Origin of the sequence: Olivibacter sp. 47 (assembly GCF_030372825.1) — a bacterium.
Lineage (GTDB): Bacteria > Bacteroidota > Bacteroidia > Sphingobacteriales > Sphingobacteriaceae > Olivibacter > Olivibacter oleidegradans.
Window position 1 is genome coordinate 4,653,744 of sequence record NZ_JAUCNR010000001.1, and the last position, 18,782, is coordinate 4,672,525.

Annotated in this window: 13 protein-coding genes; 10 read left to right on the plus strand and 3 right to left on the minus strand. The window is 43.4% G+C overall.

Features of this window, described 5'->3' with window-relative positions:
* Window positions 1-3 precede the first annotated feature (3 nt).
* From QT327_RS20250 to QT327_RS20270, 5 genes are all read left to right on the plus strand, one after another.
* A complete protein-coding gene (locus tag QT327_RS20250) occupies window positions 4-1,764 on the plus strand; it encodes a RagB/SusD family nutrient uptake outer membrane protein (RefSeq protein ID WP_289553858.1) in 1,761 nt (586 codons plus the stop codon).
* A gap of 18 nt (window positions 1,765-1,782) precedes the next feature.
* Window positions 1,783-2,562 (plus strand): FN3 domain-containing metallophosphoesterase family protein, encoded by a 780-nt coding sequence (locus tag QT327_RS20255; protein WP_289553859.1) that lies wholly within the window; start codon window positions 1,783-1,785, stop codon window positions 2,560-2,562.
* The gene (locus QT327_RS20260; RefSeq protein WP_289553860.1) at window positions 2,523-2,987 is read left to right on the plus strand and encodes a metallophosphoesterase family protein; all 465 of its coding nucleotides are present in this window, start codon (window positions 2,523-2,525) and stop codon (window positions 2,985-2,987) included. Before QT327_RS20255 ends, QT327_RS20260 begins: the two co-directional genes overlap by 40 nt.
* A gap of 148 nt (window positions 2,988-3,135) precedes the next feature.
* Window positions 3,136-4,416 (plus strand): purple acid phosphatase family protein, encoded by a 1,281-nt coding sequence (locus tag QT327_RS20265; protein ID WP_289553862.1) that lies wholly within the window; start codon window positions 3,136-3,138, stop codon window positions 4,414-4,416.
* 178 nt (window positions 4,417-4,594) lie between these two features.
* Window positions 4,595-5,194 carry an RNA polymerase sigma factor gene (locus QT327_RS20270; protein WP_013665206.1) on the plus strand — a complete coding sequence of 200 codons (600 nt, stop codon included), beginning with the start codon at window positions 4,595-4,597 and terminating at the stop codon, window positions 5,192-5,194.
* Between the two features lie 26 nt (window positions 5,195-5,220).
* Here QT327_RS20270 and QT327_RS20275 read toward each other — a convergent pair whose 3' ends face one another.
* The 3 genes from QT327_RS20275 to QT327_RS20285 form a co-directional block, all read right to left on the minus strand.
* Window positions 5,221-5,889, minus strand: a complete 669-nt coding sequence (locus QT327_RS20275) for an ankyrin repeat domain-containing protein (RefSeq protein ID WP_289553864.1) — start codon at window positions 5,887-5,889, stop codon at window positions 5,221-5,223.
* Window positions 5,890-5,952: 63 nt separating this feature from the next.
* Window positions 5,953-7,296 carry an amidohydrolase gene (locus QT327_RS20280; protein ID WP_289553865.1) on the minus strand — a complete coding sequence of 448 codons (1,344 nt, stop codon included), beginning with the start codon at window positions 7,294-7,296 and terminating at the stop codon, window positions 5,953-5,955.
* A 91-nt stretch (window positions 7,297-7,387) separates the two neighbouring features.
* Window positions 7,388-8,281, minus strand: a complete 894-nt coding sequence (locus QT327_RS20285; protein WP_289553866.1) for an AraC family transcriptional regulator — start codon at window positions 8,279-8,281, stop codon at window positions 7,388-7,390.
* A gap of 758 nt (window positions 8,282-9,039) precedes the next feature.
* On the opposite strand from QT327_RS20285, the gene QT327_RS20290 reads away from it, so the two are divergent.
* From QT327_RS20290 to QT327_RS20310, 5 genes are all read left to right on the plus strand, one after another.
* On the plus strand, window positions 9,040-10,110 hold the full coding sequence (locus QT327_RS20290) for a FecR family protein (RefSeq protein ID WP_289553867.1): 1,071 nt from the start codon (window positions 9,040-9,042) through the stop codon (window positions 10,108-10,110).
* 226 nt (window positions 10,111-10,336) lie between these two features.
* Window positions 10,337-13,672, plus strand: coding sequence for a SusC/RagA family TonB-linked outer membrane protein (locus QT327_RS20295; protein ID WP_289553868.1), 3,336 nt, complete (start codon window positions 10,337-10,339; stop codon window positions 13,670-13,672).
* 10 nt (window positions 13,673-13,682) lie between these two features.
* Window positions 13,683-14,633: a RagB/SusD family nutrient uptake outer membrane protein gene (locus QT327_RS20300; protein ID WP_289553869.1), complete on the plus strand. Its 951-nt coding sequence runs from the start codon at window positions 13,683-13,685 to the stop codon at window positions 14,631-14,633.
* Window positions 14,634-14,647: 14 nt separating this feature from the next.
* Window positions 14,648-15,142, plus strand: coding sequence for a RagB/SusD family nutrient uptake outer membrane protein (locus QT327_RS20305; protein ID WP_289553871.1), 495 nt, complete (start codon window positions 14,648-14,650; stop codon window positions 15,140-15,142).
* A gap of 402 nt (window positions 15,143-15,544) precedes the next feature.
* Window positions 15,545-18,778 carry a SusC/RagA family TonB-linked outer membrane protein gene (locus tag QT327_RS20310; protein WP_289553873.1) on the plus strand — a complete coding sequence of 1,078 codons (3,234 nt, stop codon included), beginning with the start codon at window positions 15,545-15,547 and terminating at the stop codon, window positions 18,776-18,778.
* Window positions 18,779-18,782: the final 4 nt, after the last annotated feature.

Genomic DNA, 18,782 nt, shown 5'->3' on the forward strand with positions numbered 1-18,782 from the left:
ATCATGAATAAAAGATATAATATTGCGGTACTTTTTTTCCTTTTGGTATTCGGTGCCTGTAAGGACGATTTTTTGGATCGGAAACCCTTGGATTCCATTTCCGATGCGGACGTATGGAAGGATCCTGCCTTGGTACAATCGTATGTAAATGAATTGTATGTGGACGTGTGGGACCCCTTTATCGATAGTTGGAAGGTGATGCATACCGCCATTACGGATGAAGGGATGTACCTACGTGATAAGGGCACGGACGTCGTTTTAAAAGGGACTTTTACACCTGAAAATATGGGAACCTTAACCCAGTTCGGACGATGGGAACCGTACTATAAGGCGATCCGGAATTGTAACCTCCTTTTTGAGAATATGGATCGTGTGCCGTTTACCGACGAAGCGATGAAAAATCGTTTGTTAGGAGAAACTTATTTTTTGCGCGCCTATTTTTACCTAAATTTGGTAAGTCATTTTGGCGGGGTATCGTTGATTACTAAATCTTTCGGCTTGGACAGTGGTGAGGAAATGTTTGTAGAGCGTAGTTCTTTTGAAGACTGCGTTGAGCAAATTGTGGCTGATTGCGATCAAGCGATTGCGTTATTGCCGGAAAGTTACGGGGCGGATCATAAGGGACGGGCTACCAAGTTTTCCGCCATGGCGGCTAAATCGCGCATCCTTTTATATGCAGCGAGTGATCTATATAATAAAGCTGCAAACAGCAATGCTTTGGTAGGCTATGTAGATGGTAACCGGCAGGAACGGTGGCAGCGAGCTTATGAGGCGGCCAAAGATCTGTTGGATAACCCAGGGCCGCATCGTTTATACCAACCTACAGATTCTGCTACCGAAAATTACGGACGAGTATTTTTAGACAATCATAATCCGGAGATCATTTTTGCCATTCTGCATAACAAAGAATTGAAAGGTACATCCGTGGATTTATGGAACGGACCAAATGGTTATCATAACTGGGGTGGCAACCTGCCGATAGAGAACTTTGTTTCGGGTTATCAAAAACGGGATGGCTCTCCTTTTGATTGGAATAATCCGGAGGATGCAGCAAATCCATATGTAGGTCGTGATCCGCGATTTTATGCGTCTATTTTATATAATGGTGCCAAATGGCGACAGCGGCCCACAGACGCGGCGGCGCTGGATCCCGACAATGTGATTCAAACGGGGCGTAAGGAAGTATATAATGCCTCCACCAATAAAATTGAGGAAGTATGGGGCGTGGACACCCGTTATAGTCCGATTGAGAATTGGAATGCTTCCATCACGGGCTACTATACCCGAAAATTTCTGGATATCAATGTAGATGGTCAGTTTTTTCGCGGAGAGCAGCCTTGGATCATTTTTCGCTATGCCGAAATCTTGTTGAATTATGCCGAAGCCGCCCTCGCTTTAGGTAGGGAATCAGAGGCCCGGGAAGCAATCAATACGGTAAGAACACGTGCCGGCATGCCGACCTCAACGGTCAGTGGACAGGCTTTGGTCGATCTGTATCGTTATGAGCGTAAGTATGAACTGGCTTTCGAAGGGCATCGTTACTTCGATATGCGACGCTGGTTGATTGCTGAAAGTTTAATGAACGTACCGGCAAAAGGAATAGATATCTTGGCGAAGCTCAATGCAGACCGGAAGACTTACACCTATCAATACAAAATAATTGATGTGGCACCGCGCCAATTTAATGTAAAGGGCTATTTTGCGCCTATTCCCATTGGGGAAATACAAAAGAATCCTAAATTACAGCAAAATCCTAATTTTTAATCCTAAAGAATGACTGGCATGACAACAAAATTAAATAGAAGGGCTTTTGTATCGGTGATTTCTAAAAGCAGTGCGATAGGGTTTATTGCTCCGGCCTGGATCGGTGCAGAATCTCAGGCAAGCCATGTGTTTCTTACGAAGCCGTACCTGCAAAACCCAATGGCGAATGCGATGACCATCTGCTGGATAACAGCTAAACCGAGCCATAGTTGGGTAGAATTTCAGGAAGTAAAAGGTGGCGAGCAACGAAAAGCGCAGGCTGTCGTATTGGGTTTGGTGGTTGCGAACAATACCATGCATCGAATTACGCTCCGGAATTTAAAACCTGGCGTTACTTATCGTTATCGCGTGTGTTCGCGCGAGCTGCAGATGTTTAAACCTTATGAGAAAACATTCGGGGAAACGATCTTTAGCGACTTTTATCAGTTTACTACACCCGATCCTTCCAATAGGGAAGTCTCCATGCTGATCTTTAACGATATTCACGATCGGCCTATTTCTTTTGGTCAGCTCATGAAGTTAAATGGCACGGATCCTTTTGATTTTGTTTTTTTGAATGGAGACATGTTCGACTATCAGGAAAGTGAACAACAACTGATTGATCACCTGATTCAGCCGTGTACGGAAATATTTGCGTCAGAAAAGCCTTTTTTATTTGTTCGTGGAAACCATGAGACGCGTGGAAAGTTTGCTTACCATCTGGCTGATTACTTTGAAAATATAAATAATCAGCCTTATTTTCTTTTACCCGTGGACCGGTGCATTTTATTGCTTTGGATACGGGGGAAGACAAGGTAGACGACGATGTGGAATACGACGGGTTGGCCGCCTTTGATGTCTTTAGGGAAGAGGAAGCACGCTGGCTGGAAACCGAGTTACAAAGCAAAAGTGCAAAGGAAGCTGCCTTTCGCGTGGTACTAATGCATATTCCTCCTTTCTATTCAGGCGACTGGCATGGAACTATGCATTGTCGGAAGCTCTTCTCGCCGCTGTTTGAAAAGTACGGAGTTGATATGGTTATTTCAGGACATACCCATCGCTACGGTGTACACAAACCGCAGGAAGTTCATAGTTATCCCATTATCATTGGTGGGGGCCCAAAAGAAGGAAATCGTACATTGATAAAACTAAAGGCCAACGAAAGAGAGTTGAATCTTTCCATGCTAGCTGACACGGGAACTGAAGTAGGAGCTTACCGCTTGGTGGCACGTAAGAGAAAATAATCACATAGGGGATAAGCTCGAGTAAATTAAAAAGCCTTGGCTCTTAAGCCAAGGCTTTTTCGTGGGAATCGGTCTGATAACTTAATACTTGCTTAATATTACGACCGGTATATTTGCATTGCAACCTGATTTTATTCAGCTTACATTTATGAGCGCACACATCAAATTCTTTTGCTACTGCTGTCTTTTCTTTTTTGTAACGGGCAAGGTACAGGCACAGCTATTTAAACCAACGGTGTACCCGGACCGCGTCATATTGACCTGGGCCGAGGATCCGACTACCACACAGTCTGTTACCTGGCGTACGGATACTTCAATAGTTACCGGTTGGGCGGAAATTGCCGAGGAAATGAGTGCTCCGGGACTCGAACCACCCAAAGCACGTCAACTCCAAGCAACAACGAACAGTCTGATGGATAAGGAATATGCGGCTGCACATTATCATCGAGTGACATTTCGTGACCTCAAACCAAGTACGCTCTATGCTTATCGTGTGGGAAGTGATACTTTATGGAGCGAATGGTTTCAATTTAAAACCGCTCCTGCGAAAGAAGAGGCTTTCTCTTTTATCTACTTGGGTGATGCGCAGAATGATATTAAATCCAAATGGTCTAGAGTAATTCGAAAGGCATTTGCTACCGAAGGCGATGCGCGGTTTATTGTACATGCAGGCGATTTGATCAATCGGTCGAACAACGATGAGCAATGGGGTGAATGGCATTTCGGCGGTGGGTTCATCAATGGTATGATACCGAGTGTGCCGACACCGGGTAATCATGAGTATAAGCGTGATGAACAGCAAATGTTAAGGTTGGATCCACATTGGAAAGCACAGTACACTTTACCTACGAATGGGCCGGAAGGAATGCAGGAAAGTGTTTACTACGTAGATTACGCCAATGTTCGCTTGATTTCGCTGAATTCGCAAATGATTGTACTGGACAGTCTTGCGCGTAGAAAACAATTCGATTGGCTGGAACAGGTTTTGAAGAATAATCCGCAGCGGTGGACATTCTTGACTTTTCATCATCCGATTTACTCGACAGCGAAAGGAAGAGATAATAAGGAGTTCCGAGAATTGTTTCAGCCATTATTTGAGAAATACCATGTTGATATATTGATGCAAGGGCATGATCATACCTATGGGCGTGGTAGAAATTTGCCAGTCGGAAAGTCGAAAAAAAGTGCCGGTGGCCCTATGTATTTGGTGTCCGTGGCGGGGCCAAAAATGTATGAGATGGGCTCGGATAACCAATGGGCTGATAAGCTGGCATCTCATACACAGTTATTTCAGGTCATTCATGTTGATCACGATCGATTAATCTATAAAGCCTATAAGGCGTCAGGTGAACTTTTTGACACTTTCGAACTGAAGAAAAGCTCGCGTAATCAACCCGCTACCTATATCGAGCGGATGCGCCCGGATTGATAGACTCCGATTGCTGATGAAAATGTTCAGAAATCATTCGGAATATATGTAGACGGTTCATAAAATGCTAAAATTGCTGATATATTAGGTTATATCTTGTAATTTTTTCTCTCCCGGTATAATTAGTTTTGTAACATCTTCGATGGAAAACTAACGAATCGGAATCAAATAACCAATTATGAGAGAGCAATCGGCATGGGATGATCGGTCTATGTGGGATGGACTGGTTGATGGGCAACAAGGGGCTTTCACTGCCCTAGTGAGGCGTTATACAGACACTCTTTACGATTATGGCATGCGCTTGTGCACAGATGAGGAATTAGTAAAGGACTGCGTACAAGAGGTGTTTCTTTTTATATGGAGGCGAAGGCAATACTTGCAGCAGCCGGTTTCTTTGAAATTTTACCTGATGAAGGCTGTTCGAAATAAAATAGGCCGTGAACTTCCGAAGTGGCAAATGAAAGAGCAGCTTCAGGAGTCTGAGTATCAATTTCCCGACTTCTTTATCGAACTGGATGAACAGACTGCGACGCCCCCCGCTGTTCGAAAGCGTTTGAAGTCCTATATCGATCAGCTTTCACCTCGTCAGCGGGAAATTCTTTATTTACGGTTTTATGAAGGCCTCCGACAACAAAAAATTGCTGAAATGATGAATCTAAATCATCAATCGGTTTACAATCTTTTGCGTGGCGCACTGGTTGCGCTCAAGAAAAAAGTGGACTATGAAACACTGATTGCTTACTGGTGTTTCTTTTTCGTATTGTTGTTTTTTAGCTAAAGGAACAAGCCTGTATTGACAAATAACTAAGGTTGCAAGATCTTGACAATTTCTTTAAATCCTTTGGTTTGTGCATGCTGACTCGGTGTTACACCCTGATGATCGGGAATATCTAGCTTGGCACCTGCGTCTTTCAGGATCTGTACGATCCGTTGGTATTTTTCGCTTCCGTCACCTAGCAGTACGGCTTCCATCAGGGCGGTCCATCCCAAGCGATTGACATGATCTATCGGGAATCCTTTGGTGTTAGCTAATAGTTGAACGGTTTCGATATGCCCGCGTTCACAAGCGGGAATAAGTGCCGTTCCGTGATAACGGTTGAAAATATCGAAACGCGCTCCGTGATTCAGAAATAACTGTACCAGCTCGGTTTGTCCACTGGCACCGGCATAAAGAAAAGGGCTGTCTTGGTTATCTGCTTGTAGATTGACGTCCGCTCCATGCGTTACCAGCAGTTTAGCCAGGTCGGTTTGATGGTTGATTGTCGCGATCAAGAGCAGTGATCGTTTGCTCTTATCTCTTGTGTTTACATCCGCTCCGTTTTGCAATGCTTTAGAAACGTCTTGTATATCGTTTTTTTCTACTAGGTTTAGAATTTCCTGATTGTTCAAGATCTTTTTTGTACTTTCCGGCATCGTTAAATTACATGAGGTAATAGTCGTTATGAGCATCATTACAAAAAATATTGTTTTCATAATTCAATTAGTTTTGAATGATCAGTCTCCTCAGCACTTTTGTCAAGTCTGGAAATTTTCAATTTAAAAGACAATATTGCCTTGATAAATGAGTGATTTAACAGGTGAAACCCGCGAAACAGCTTCAGCAGAACAGCTGGCCTCGATGAAAACTATATTAGCATCATCACCCACTTTTGGCCATTGTTGTACCCCTTGATCGCTCAAGGGAAGCGGACCGGCGGTTGCCAGCTTTAAAATTCTCGATAAGTCAAATTCGGTGGTGTATCCGTACAATTGTGCAGCAAGATTCGCTTTTTGCAGTACGCTTCCCGTTCCGAAAGTGTTCCAGTGATCGATAATGCTATCATTCCCGGTCATGATTTTCACCTTGTGCTTTAGTAAGATGGGAATCGGCATGATCAGTCCTCCGAAAGGTATCGTAGAAACAATGCCTATTCCAGCGGCACCAAGCCTTTCAGCGATTTCTTCCTGTTTGCTAGCATCTAGCTTCCCAAGAACGAAACAATGACTCAGGTAAGTTTTTTCTTTTAGCCTCGGATTTTCGATTACCTTATCGATGAGGTATTCTACTGTTCTCAATCCAGATTCTCCGGATTCGTGTAGGTGTATATCGATGCCTTTGTTGTGGTCGAGCGCAAGTTGTACGGTAAAATCTATTGTCTTTTCGATTGCGCCATCGATTGAATAAGGATCCAGTCCGCCAATAAAATCTATATCGGTTTTAGCTGCTTCTTTCAAGTAGGGAACGGTATCGGTATAAAAAACGCCGTGTTGGGGAAATGCGACCAGCTCGGCTCCGAAACCATTTTTTTTGTTTTCTAATGCGTTTTGAAGATGCTTTAAGGAATCTAGCTTCGACGTTGGTTCGATATTGACATGGCTTCTTGCAAAGGACGTTCCCTTCGATTGAAGAAGTTCAATAAGTTTTTCTGCCTTGTAAGTCGAATTTTTCAACATATCGGGCAATATTTTCTGCTCAAGGGCAATCATTCCTTTTACGCCACCGGTCCTTTTTCTTACTGCCTGCCAGTTTTCTCCGTAGAAAGTTTTATCAAGATGAATGTGCATGTCCCTAAAGGAAGGGAGCATAAGTAGGCCTTTGGCGTCAATTGCCTCCGCAGTGGACTGATTAGGACTAATTTTTCTGATTTTTCTATTTGCTACTTCAATGGAAAAAAGCGCTGTTTTGGTGGCAACCACTTCGCCGTCTTCGTACTCGAAACCAGTTTCTAAGCGAACATTCTTCAGCGTGTAATTACCGCCCTCCATTAATTTTCCCTCTTTTCTCTCCGCTGCTCCTTGGCTAACCTGTGCATTGACCACACCTGGCGTGAGTGATAAGCCTGCAAATCCTATGGTTGCGTTTTTAAGGAATTCTTTACGTGATAGCATTGAATGATTCATCTTTTTATTGTTTGTTCACGTTCAAATTATACGATACCTAATGACAAAGGTACGATGCCTACTTTTTATAAGGTGTGAAGGATTTCTGCTATTACTTGTGGGATTTATCTATTTCGCGAAAAGCCGAAGGTGTTATTCCTGTTTGGGTTTTAAAAAAGTTGGAGAAATAAGCGTGATCTACGAAACCCAGTTCGAAAGCAATTTCTTTAATGGAAAGGCTTGTGCTTTGTAGCATTCTTTTTGCTTCGATACATACTCGTTGCTGTATGAGCTGTGTTGCTGAAACTTTTAGATTTTTTTTACAAAGGATATTCAGATAATTGGGTGAAATATGTAGCTGTTCCGCATAGAAAGTCACTAGCTTCTGCTCCTTGAAAAATTCATCTATTAAGGTGTTGAATTTAGCTAGCCGGGGATTGGATTGATAAACCTTGAACTCGGTGAACGTGCCTTCTGCTTCTTTACTAACAATTGCGGCAATGACTGCAGCGCGAGCGCTGATCAGATGTACGAGTGAACGATCATTCTTTAATTCATGCTTGATAGCATCAAACTCATATAATAACAATTGGAAGGCCTCATCAGTCAATTGAATAACAGGGTGATTTTGGTAGTTGGTAAAGGAAAACCTGAAATAGGGAGCAAATTGCTCGAAAAATGAACGTTCGATCATCAGTTGATATCCGGTGGTTCCTGTTTCTATATCCCATTTATGCATCTGGCCCGGAAATAAAACGTGTATTTGATGGTTGCCGATTTGATAATCTATCGAATCAATATTGTGTGTTCCCTGTGCTTGATCAAAGAGGATGATAATAAAAAAGTCGTGTTTATGAGGCTTCTCGATTAGCCGTTTACCATGAAGTTCATTGAATATGATTTCCTCACGACCGGCAATCTGTCCTTTTCGAAACCCATGGATTCCGATAATGGGTATTGTATGATCCTCTTTATATGTGGGCATAAGGTAAATATAGTGAATCATGAATGTTTTTTAATTTCATCCTATTATTTTCTTTTGGTTGATGAGAGCTCGAGTAAATAACCGAAGCGGCAGCGAAGCTCATTGACACCTGTAAATGTAAACACTTGTCAATAATAATTGCCCTGTGTGTACAGACAGTTGCACTAGTACAAGCTCCTGCTTAAAACGTATAACTTAGCACTTATAACTAAAAAGCTATCAGCAGTCAGCTTTCAGCCATCAGCTTTAATAATATATTATTACAGTGGCACGAGTAGTTACAATAGCATAGGCCCTTACTTAATTACGTATAACTTAGCACTCTTAAGCCTTAAACGGACACTGGTAGCAGGACATGGGTAGCAGGACAAGTCATTACAGTTGCACAAGCACTAGTACAAGCTCCTGCTTAAAACGTATAACTTAGCACTTATAACTAAAAAGCTATCAGCAGTCAGCTTTCAGCTATCAGCTTTAATAATGTATTATTACAGTGGAACGAGTAGTTACAATAGCACAGGCCCTTACTTAATTACGTATAACTTAGCACTTATAACCGGCATAGGCTATGTACGACCCATCGCTGACCGAAAGCTAATTCCTAATAACTAACAACTAACAACCAATAACCAACAACTAACAACCAATAACTAACAACTAATAACCAATACCTAATAATTAACATCCCAAAACTATTTTTATTCAAAAAAAAGCAAAAGCATGAGTAGATTTTACTTTTTGATGTCTATATAGTTTTAGAGACAGAGCTTGAACGCCACATGCAACATTATAGACATTATAAAACGGTCGATTTTTTAACTGATGACAATTTTGCTGACTGGGTGAGGTTTCCGCGGCCGGATAGCGACCGGCACTGGCAAGAAGTTTTTGTTCTTTTTCCGGCACTTGTTCCCTTTGCAGAAGAAGCGCGACAGATGTTGTTGCATATGCAGATAAAGCCAATAAACGGGGGAACGGACGACTTACAAAAAAATATTCTAGATAAAGCCTTTGATGCCGACAATGTTACAACGAAAAAAATAGGCGCCCTGCAAGGAAAGCTCTATAAATGGAGTGCTGCGGCACTGATCGTCCTTGTGTCCGGACTTATATTGTGGAAGGGATTAGTTACCCGTTCGACCAAATTGGAAGTGGTTATTGCAAAAGATGGAGGCGTAAAGCGAGTGAAGAATTCGGCAGATATGGCCTTACTGGTTCAACTTCCGGATCAGTCTACCGTTATCTTGCAACCAAAGTCGCAACTAAGCTATCAGGTAGACTCCTTTGCTGTTAAAAGAGCGGTGTACCTAACGGGAGAGGCATTCTTTGATATTACTAAAAATGAACAGCAACCTTTTGTCGTTAATACGGATCAATTGAGCACAGTGGTTTTGGGAACGAGTTTTTTCATAGATGCTAAACCAGGCGTAGCAGACCATCATGTGGTAGTAACGAGCGGCTCTGTCCGTGTCAAGGAACGAATACACCGGGCTAAATCGAGACCCGATGAATCCGATGGATTGCTATTAAAAGCGGGCGAAGAAACGCGAACGCAAGGGGATCATTCACTCGTTGCTATACCTTCACGAGAAGCTTTACACATGCAGGATGATTTTGAAAAAGCCTTTGATTTTCAAAATATATCAATGGATAGGGTGGCTAAAATCATACAGGAATATTATGGTGTGCCTGTGCGGATTGAAAGCCAAGTTTTGACGAATCGAACGATTACGGCTTTTTTAGGAAAGGTTTCTTTGCAGGAGAAGCTCGACTTAATTGCCAAAGCTGTTGAAGCGCGGTATCAATTGGAAGACGGTATGGTCATATTTACTTTAAAAAACCAACAATAAAACCGATATGAACAGAATAAACAGGAGAACGTAACCAAGCATGCTAAAAACCCGCTAAAGCTGCTGGAACATCATTAGCGGGTAAGTTTCAGCCCATCAATTTATTACCGCTCGTCAAAGTGGTTTGGGGGCTATTTGTTAAATTTTCAATAAACCTAACAACCAAATGTATGGAAAAAAATCAACATTTATTGTTGTCATGAGGACAGGCACATTACAATTATTAATGGCAGTATTCCTTCTGGGGAGCACTTGGGCGGCTAATACCCATGGGCAGGGAATACTCAATGAGCGCATTACATTTTCAAAAAAAGAGGCCTCTTTACAAGTTTTGTTAAAAGACATTGAACAGGCTTTCAACATTCACTTCATTTATAGTCCGGCACTCATTAATGTCGATCAGACTGTAACGATTATTGCTAAGGATCGGCCCTTGGGCGGATTATTGGACGAATTGTTGGACCCTTTACGTATTAGCTATGAGGCGTCAGGCAATAATGTGGTATTAAAGCGTGCACGTGGACAAAAGCAGCTTGCCATAAAAGGAATCGTACGGGATAAGGCGGGATTGCCCTTGGGAGGCGTTTCAGTGTTGCTGAAAAACGCTGCGGGTAAGGGTACTTCAACGAATGAAACCGGCACTTTTTCCATCTCGGTACCGAGCAATGCGACGCTGGTGTTTCGTTATATCGGCTACCAAGAGCAGGAAGTATCGCTGAATAATCGTAGCTTTTTGGAAGTGGTCATGATAGAGGATCCTGCTAACCTTGATGAAGTAGTTGTAGTGGGATATGGTACCCAAAAGAAAGCGAACTTAACAGGTGCCGTAGCGACCGTGAGTGGAGAAGAGTTGGTGAAGCGACCGGTAACTAATGCCGCATCCATGTTGCAAGGACAGGTGCCGGGTCTACGTGTTGTACAGAATTCGGGTGAACCCGGAAACGAGGGGCTGTCTGTCCGAATTCGTGGGCAGGGTACTTTCAGTGGCGCGGGTTCTAACCCATTGGTGTTGATTGATGGGGTAGAAGGAAGTTTAAACGACGTTAACCCTAATGATATCGAGAACGTGTCGGTATTGAAAGATGCTGCCTCGGCATCGATCTATGGATCTAGAGCAGCAAACGGGGTTATTTTAGTGACCACCAAAGCAGGTCAGTCCGGCGGTTTTGTGGTCGACTATACCTTTAATGGTGCCGTGCACACCCCTACAAGATTGTTCGATCTCATTACCAACTCGGCCGAATATATGGAACTTTGGAATGAGGCAAGATTGAATAATGGCAATACCGCTGGCTTATATCCTCAGGAAACGATCGATTTATATCGGAATGCAACCGATAGGGTGCAGTATCCAAATGCTGATTGGTTGGATATTATGTTCAATCCTGCTTTTGTACAAACACATAATCTTGGAATCAGCGGTGGTACCGGTGGTACGCACTACAATTTATCATTGGGTTATATTGATCAACCCGGCGTGATGAAGGGTTTTGAATACAAAAGGTACAATGCCCGTTTTAATATTGGTTCTTCTATCAACGACCATATTAAAATAGGGGCTAATATAAGTGTAAAACAAGGCGATGTTTCCCGCCCTCGTCAAGGAGCACAAGATGCTTTTATTGCTACCATATCACAGGCTCCTACGTATTTGCCAAAGCTTCCGGATGGACGTTATGCATTTAAAGCCTATGATTTTGAATATAACAATAAAAATATGTTGGCCATTGTGGAGAACGAGGTATTCTGGAAGAATCGTGACTACTCGGTTAATTTGCAAGGCTGGTTGGATGTGCAGTTAAGTAAAAAATTGAACTGGTATTCTAAAGCGGCTATCGTTGCGGACTTTGACAAATCGAAAGACTGGCGTCCGGTAGTGCCGCTGTATAATTACCAAACAGGTGATTTCGCGACAGATTTAGATGTAGGTGGCAAGGGACTTGGGGTTAACAACAGCGAAAATCGATATACCAACTTATTTACTTATTTAAAGTATGACGATGTTTTTGCAGGCAGTCATCAATTGTCTGCGCAGCTTGGCTTCAGCCAAGAAGCGAATAAGCATGAATACTTATATGGCTATCGCCGCGACTTTTTCAGTACGGACTTGAAGGAGTTGGATGCCGGGGGGTTAGCAGTGCAGAACTCAAGCGGTTCTACCTACGAGTGGGCGATGCGTTCATTCTTCGGTCGGCTTACCTATAATTATAAGGAACGCTATTTATTGGAAGTAAACATGCGTTATGATGGAACCTCCCGATTGCACAACGACCATCGCTGGGGGGCTTTCCCCTCTGTGTCCGGAGCATGGCGGGTTTCCGAAGAATCTTTTGTGAAGCAAGCAGATTTGAGCTGGTTGAATAACCTGAAAATCCGTGGCTCCTATGGGGAATTGGGAAATCAGAATATCAATATTGATATCCGGAGTAGCTCACCTTATCAATATGCTTATCAGGAAACATACCCATATCCTTACCAGGATATTTTAAATTATACCGGCAATTATCCATTTGATAATGCCAATTTAAGCACCGGTGCGGCGCAGACGGCATTGGCGAACCAGCTACTTACTTGGGAGACGACCAAAATTGCCGATATTGGTTTGGACTTGGCTGTTTTAAACGGTTTGGATCTTACCCTAGACTGGTATCGGAAAACAACTTCCGATATTCTTCGGCCATCCCAATTAACCGGCGTAGTGGGGCTTACAGCGCCAAATATCAATAGTGGTACCATGGAGAATGAGGGTATTGAGCTTGCGCTGCGTTATAGTAGACGCGTACAATCAGGCGCTTTAGAGGGCTTATCATATAGTTTTGGTGGGAACATTGATCGTTTCCGAAATAAGTTGGTGAAGTTCGGGCAGCGCGAAATTGGCAGTAATACGATTAAGGAGGAAGGTCGTCCTTGGGATACTTTTTATATGTTGGAGTGGATCGGCATTTTTCAAAGCGAAGAACAAATACAGGCATCTCCCCGTCAATATAATGACGATACACAGCCAGGTGATTTGATCTTTAAGGATCAAAATGGTGACGGTATCATCGATGATGATGACCGGACTTATCTCGGGGGTCAATATCCATCGTTTGAATATGCCTTTACGGGCAACGCTAGCTGGAAGAACTTCGATCTTTCCTTTATGTTCCAAGGGGTAGAAGGGAGAAAAATTTATGTCGCCGATTGGGGCACGGTACCTTTTATTCAGGGATCGCCACCCACAACCGATTGGCGCAATCGGTGGACACCGGAGAACCCGTCGACAACGATGCCGCGAATATATTGGGGTTTTGATGCACCGGCAAAAGTGCGGCGGACGTCTAGCTATTATTTACAGAATGCTTCTTATTTACGGTTAAAGAATATCACGATCGGTTATACCTTCCCGGCTAATTTAGTAGAGCGGATAGGTTTGAGAAAGCTGCGTCTGTTTTTCTCGGGCGACAACTTGTTTACCCTTACGGATTATCCGGGTTTGGATCCGGAGCGGGGCGGAAATGGTGTTTTCGTAGGCTATCCTCAAAACAAAATCTATTCGTTTGGTCTAAATGTGCAATTTTAAGTTGAACACGATGAAAAAGTATATATTATGGATGTGTACCACCCTTTTTCTGTTAAGCATGGGTGGTTGTAGTAAAGATTTTCTTGATAAAGATCCCTTGGATCGTTTAACGGGTGATCAGTACTGGAAATCGAAAGCCGATTTTGATATGGCACTAACCGCTATTTATGGGCAGTTGCAAAATAGCATCTTTTCCTATGGTAGTCCTAATTGGGATGTGTTGACGGATAATGGCTACGGTCAACATAATTATAACGGCAGCCAAGGCATTGTGCGCGGTGAAATTTTTCCTTCCTCGGGAGGATATATTGTTGATATTTACAATGCATGTTATAGTGGCATAGCTCGGGCCAATATCTTTCTTTCTAAATTAAGTGCTTACGAGGGGGCGGAATTGGATGCAGCTGCCCGTTCGCGCTATGAGGGGGAGGTTCGCTTTATGCGTGGCTTCTACTACTATATGCTCTATGCCTGTTATGGTGCAGTGCCTGTGGTAACGGAGCCGCTCACTTTGGAAAATCAAGTTCAGCCAAAGGCTGCTGAAGCGGATGTATTGGCGCAGACACTTGCTGACTTGGACGTAGCCATTGCCAATTTAGGATCAACTCTTTACGCTAGTGGAGATGGCCATATAGTTAAAACATCCGCACAAGCGTTAAAACTACGGGTGTTACTTTATGCGGCCTATGATGAAAATGGAACGCCTGACCCCGCTTTGTTAAGCGAGGCGAGTACCTTGGCAAAAGAAATCATGGCGGCCGGTTATACATTGACTCCCTCCTTTGAGAGCACCTTTAGGGACGGTACACAAGAGGGTAATCCGGAAATTATTTTTTCCATCAAGTTTCTAGCACCCAATAATGCAACGCCAATGGATCAATGGTATGGTGATTGGGCGGTGGTTAGCCCCTTACCTAACTTTTTAATGCATTTGAACCAGGTGACATTCGTCGAGACCTGACGATTTTTGATAAGGTGGTGAATTTTGACGGTGTTGTCCATCGGCCTTCCAATAATGTGCCCACCGGCTACGGGTTAAAGAAATTTCTGACGCCGGGCCTGATACCTTATGGTTATTCGACACAAAGTCAGCAAGACTGGGTTATGCTGCGTTACGCGGAGGTATTGCTTTCTTTTGCAGAAGCGGAGAATGAGCTTTCAGGGCCTACACAGGAGGTGTTAGAGGCCTTAAATGCGATACGTTTACGTGCCAAGTTGGATCCGCTAGCTGCGGGTTTGACCAAGGAAGCAATGCGAGCGGCTATTCGCAAGGAACGCCGTTTAGAGTTGGCTTTTGAAGGCTTGCGCTATTTTGATCTGAAGCGTTGGCGGATAGCAGAAGAGGTGCTCAATAATGTGAAGGATGGTATCCTTACGTATCGATTTGAAGAGCGCTTTTATCATTGGCCTTTGCCGCAAACGGAAATCGATAAAAGTCAGGGCGTACTGGAACAGAATCCGGATTATTAAGTTATTTATAAATGTATTTATAAATGCATTAGGGCAGTCGCTTGCTAGAGTGGGGCACTTTGTCGGTGCTATGAAATGAGAACGTCCGGCTTTTGGGGATGCCGGACGTTCGTCTTTTTTTAATCAACCTAAACCTATCTTATTATTTTCAAATCCTGTGCCAAATGTTTTCGTCGTTTTTCAGTTAGATTAGCGCGGAATTAGAAATGAAATCCTCGGCAGGTATAGTACCCTTGTCCTAAAAAATGGACAATTGAGATTTATCTACGTAATAAAATACCAGACAATTGTAATGAGTATACCGGACAATTGTAACGAGTCCGTGTAACTTTTACGCATAATAGTAAGTTAACCTACACTTAACATAATAGGGCTATTCTTGCGCCAAATTGAAAAGGTAGTATGAAACATTTTAAACCCTATTTTTTTACAAGCTTATTGGTGGCAGGCCTCAGTGTTACGAATCAGGTAAGTTTGGCAAAACTAAACAACCACATTCACTTAACAGAAGCACCGCAGGAAGAAATTGCACTTGCAGGCCTGGTAAAGTCGGCCGAAACCGGCGAAACGATTCCCTCCGTTTCCATTATAGCTGAGGGTAAGGCCGTGGGGGTGACCGATGTCAATGGAAAATTTCAGGTAAAAGTACCACGAGGAGCGGAAGTACGCTTTCAGTACATGGGTTATCAGCCGTATTCCACCAGATTTACGGAGGATAATCAAAGCTTATTGATTTCACTTGGCAGTGCAAGTACCGACTTAAGCGAAGTGGTGGTAACGGCATTGGGTATCAAAAGGGATGAAAAAGCGCTGGGCTATTCGGTATCTAAGCTCGATAATAAAGACTTAACCGAAGCGATGCCAAACAATTGGTCGGAAGCCCTTAAAGGAAAAGTAGCCGGTTTAAATATTACGCAGGCCAGCTCGGGTCCGCTGAATACCTCGCGGATTAATTTGCGTGGCAATTTATCACTCGACCCGGCCAAAAATCAGGCCTTGATTGTGGTGGATGGTATCCCCATGATCAATGGAAATATCAGCTCGGGAGTTGATCAGGCTTATGGTGCGGGTGCAAGCGGTGCGGATAAAGATATTCCAATCGATTTCGGAAACGGTTTAGGCGATATTAATCCGGACGATATTGAGTCGATCACCGTCTTAAAAGGAGCCGCGGCAACCGCTCTCTACGGTAGCAGGGCCGGTAATGGAGCCTTGATTATTACGACTAAATCGGGCGCTAAGCACGACGGCGGTATTGGCATTACAATCAATTCCAATACCAGCATCAGCGATATTTTGCGTTGGCCTGATTATCAGTATGAATATGGGCAAGGCGTGCAAAACCGCAACGCTGCAGGTGAGCTTTACTATTCGTATGATTTATCGGAAGATGGGGCGAATACGGGTTCTACCTCCAGTGCGTTTGGACCTAAGTTTGACGGTCAGTCATATTTCCAATACGATCCGGCAACGGGTGCACAATCGGCCACGCGTGTGCCATGGGTACCTTACAAGGATAATATCAAAAGCTTTTGGCGCACGGGAACAAACTTTACTAATAGCGTAGCCTTGGATGGAGCAACCGATCGATTTTCGGCAAGAGCTTCCATTACGCATACCAAAAATAAGTGGATTATGCCGAACACGGGTTTCGACCGTTTAGTGGCGAGTTTGAATACCAGCGCGCAACTGACCGAGAAATTGAAATTGAACGCGAAGTTGTCTTTTACTAATAAGAACAGCGATAACCTCCCGGGTACAGGTTATAACAATCAGTCGATCGGCTATTTTATGATCTTCCAAAATCCGAATGTTGATCTGGATTGGTATCGCCCCATTTGGAAGCCCGGCATGGAAAACATAGAACAAATTCACCCTTTTAGCTCCTTTATTGAGAACCCTTTCTTAATTGCCTATGAGATGACCAATAGTCTGCGCAGTACCAACTTGGAAGGGAACTTGCAGGGTATCTATAGCTTTAACAGTAAATGGGAATTGATGCTCCGTTCCGGCTTAAATATGAGGCAGGATCAGCGCGAGCAACGGCGGCCCTATAATACGGCAAATTTCCCCCAAGGGTATTATAAACAACAAGACGTGTTTTTCAAAGAGACCAATACGGACGGATTGTTGACCTATCGTGATAAATTGAGCGAGGACTTCTCTTTTACAGGGTCGGTAGGGGCAAACTTTATGCATAATCAAATCAGAACCAGTAATGGAGTTGCACGGGGTTTGATGGTTCCGGGTATCTATAAACTGTCTAATGCCCTAACACAGGCTGTGGCCGAAAACCAAACTGTTGAACGTAAAACCCATAGTGTTTATGGTTTGATCAATATCGGTTGGAAAGATAAAATCTTTTTAGATGTAACCGGAAGAAACGATTGGTCGTCTACCTTACCCGACGGCAACAATTCCTATTTCTATCCTTCGGTGAGTTCAAGTTATGTTTTGAGTGATCTATTCGAATTGCCTGAATTGATCTCTTTTGCCAAAGCACGTTTGTCGTGGGCTCAAGTGGGCACCGATACCGATCCGTATCGTACTCGCAGCTATTTTGAAACTTCGCCTTTTCCTGGTTCGGCCGGTGCACCTGCTATCTTGTTCAATGACGATCTTAAGCCTGAAATTTCAACCTCGTGGGAGGGAGGTGTGAATTTCATGCTGTTTAATAACCGCATCAATGCAGATGTAAACCTGTATACGAATAATACGGTAAATCAAGTGTTGCGAGTTCCATTAGATGTGACAACGGGTTATCAAGAGCGTTTCATTAACGCAGGAAAAATCCAGAATCAAGGTGTTGAAATCTTACTGAGCGGCAAACCTATAGTCAGTAAAGATTTCAATTGGAATACCACCATTACGTGGGCAAAGAATGTAAACAAGATTTTGACTTTGAGCGAAGATATGGGAGTAGACCAACAGCTTTATGCCGAAAGTGGTACGGTATATTTCTATGCCACGAAGGGAGGATCGATTGGAGACCTTTATGGCTACGGTTTGGTACGTAATGAGGCCGGGCAAGTGGTATTTGATGCAAAAACGGGCTTGGCATTACGACCTACTGATATAGAGAAAATCGGTAACGCTTACCCTTTATGGCGTGGTGGTTTCCAGAATGAGTTCTCTTACAGGAACTGGCGTTTGAGCCTATCGATTGATGGACAATATGGTGGGATTGTCTATTCGCAAAGTCACCATAAAATGACTGAACAGGGTAAGTTAGGTCATACTTTATTGGGGCGGGAAACCGGTACCGTCGTTGGCGATGGTGTGGTGCAAAACGCAGATGGCAGTTATTCACCTAATACAACCCCGGTGGCCATTAATACCTGGTATGCTGATTATTATAGAAGAGCCAATGTAGAAACCAATAGCTTTGATGCCTCTTATGTTAAATTAAGGGAAGCACGTATTGAATACGCTTTACCCAAGGAGTTATGTAAAAAACTTCGAGTGGGCGGTGCAAGTATTGCCGTCTTTGGTCGCGACTTAGCGATGATTTCCATGTTCCCGATTTTCGATCCGGAGACGGCAGCTTTAAATGGAGCCACGATTATTCCAGGCGTCGAGATGGGACAAATGCCTACACCGCGAACATGGGGAATGAATCTAAATGTAAAATTCTAATTGT

Coding starts and splice junctions, on each gene's coding strand:
- QT327_RS20275 (WP_289553864.1), bottom strand. CDS start 5,889: ATGAAAACAATATTTTTTGTAATGATGCTCATAACGACTATTACCTCA.
- QT327_RS20280 (WP_289553865.1), bottom strand. CDS start 7,296: ATGAATCATTCAATGCTATCACGTAAAGAATTCCTTAAAAACGCAACC.
- QT327_RS20265 (WP_289553862.1), top strand. CDS start 3,136: ATGAGCGCACACATCAAATTCTTTTGCTACTGCTGTCTTTTCTTTTTT.
- QT327_RS20295 (WP_289553868.1), top strand. CDS start 10,337: ATGGCAGTATTCCTTCTGGGGAGCACTTGGGCGGCTAATACCCATGGG.
- QT327_RS20285 (WP_289553866.1), bottom strand. CDS start 8,281: ATGATTCACTATATTTACCTTATGCCCACATATAAAGAGGATCATACA.
- QT327_RS20270 (WP_013665206.1), top strand. CDS start 4,595: ATGAGAGAGCAATCGGCATGGGATGATCGGTCTATGTGGGATGGACTG.
- QT327_RS20310 (WP_289553873.1), top strand. CDS start 15,545: ATGAAACATTTTAAACCCTATTTTTTTACAAGCTTATTGGTGGCAGGC.
- QT327_RS20300 (WP_289553869.1), top strand. CDS start 13,683: ATGAAAAAGTATATATTATGGATGTGTACCACCCTTTTTCTGTTAAGC.
- QT327_RS20290 (WP_289553867.1), top strand. CDS start 9,040: ATGCAACATTATAGACATTATAAAACGGTCGATTTTTTAACTGATGAC.
- QT327_RS20250 (WP_289553858.1), top strand. CDS start 4: ATGAATAAAAGATATAATATTGCGGTACTTTTTTTCCTTTTGGTATTC.
- QT327_RS20255 (WP_289553859.1), top strand. CDS start 1,783: ATGACAACAAAATTAAATAGAAGGGCTTTTGTATCGGTGATTTCTAAA.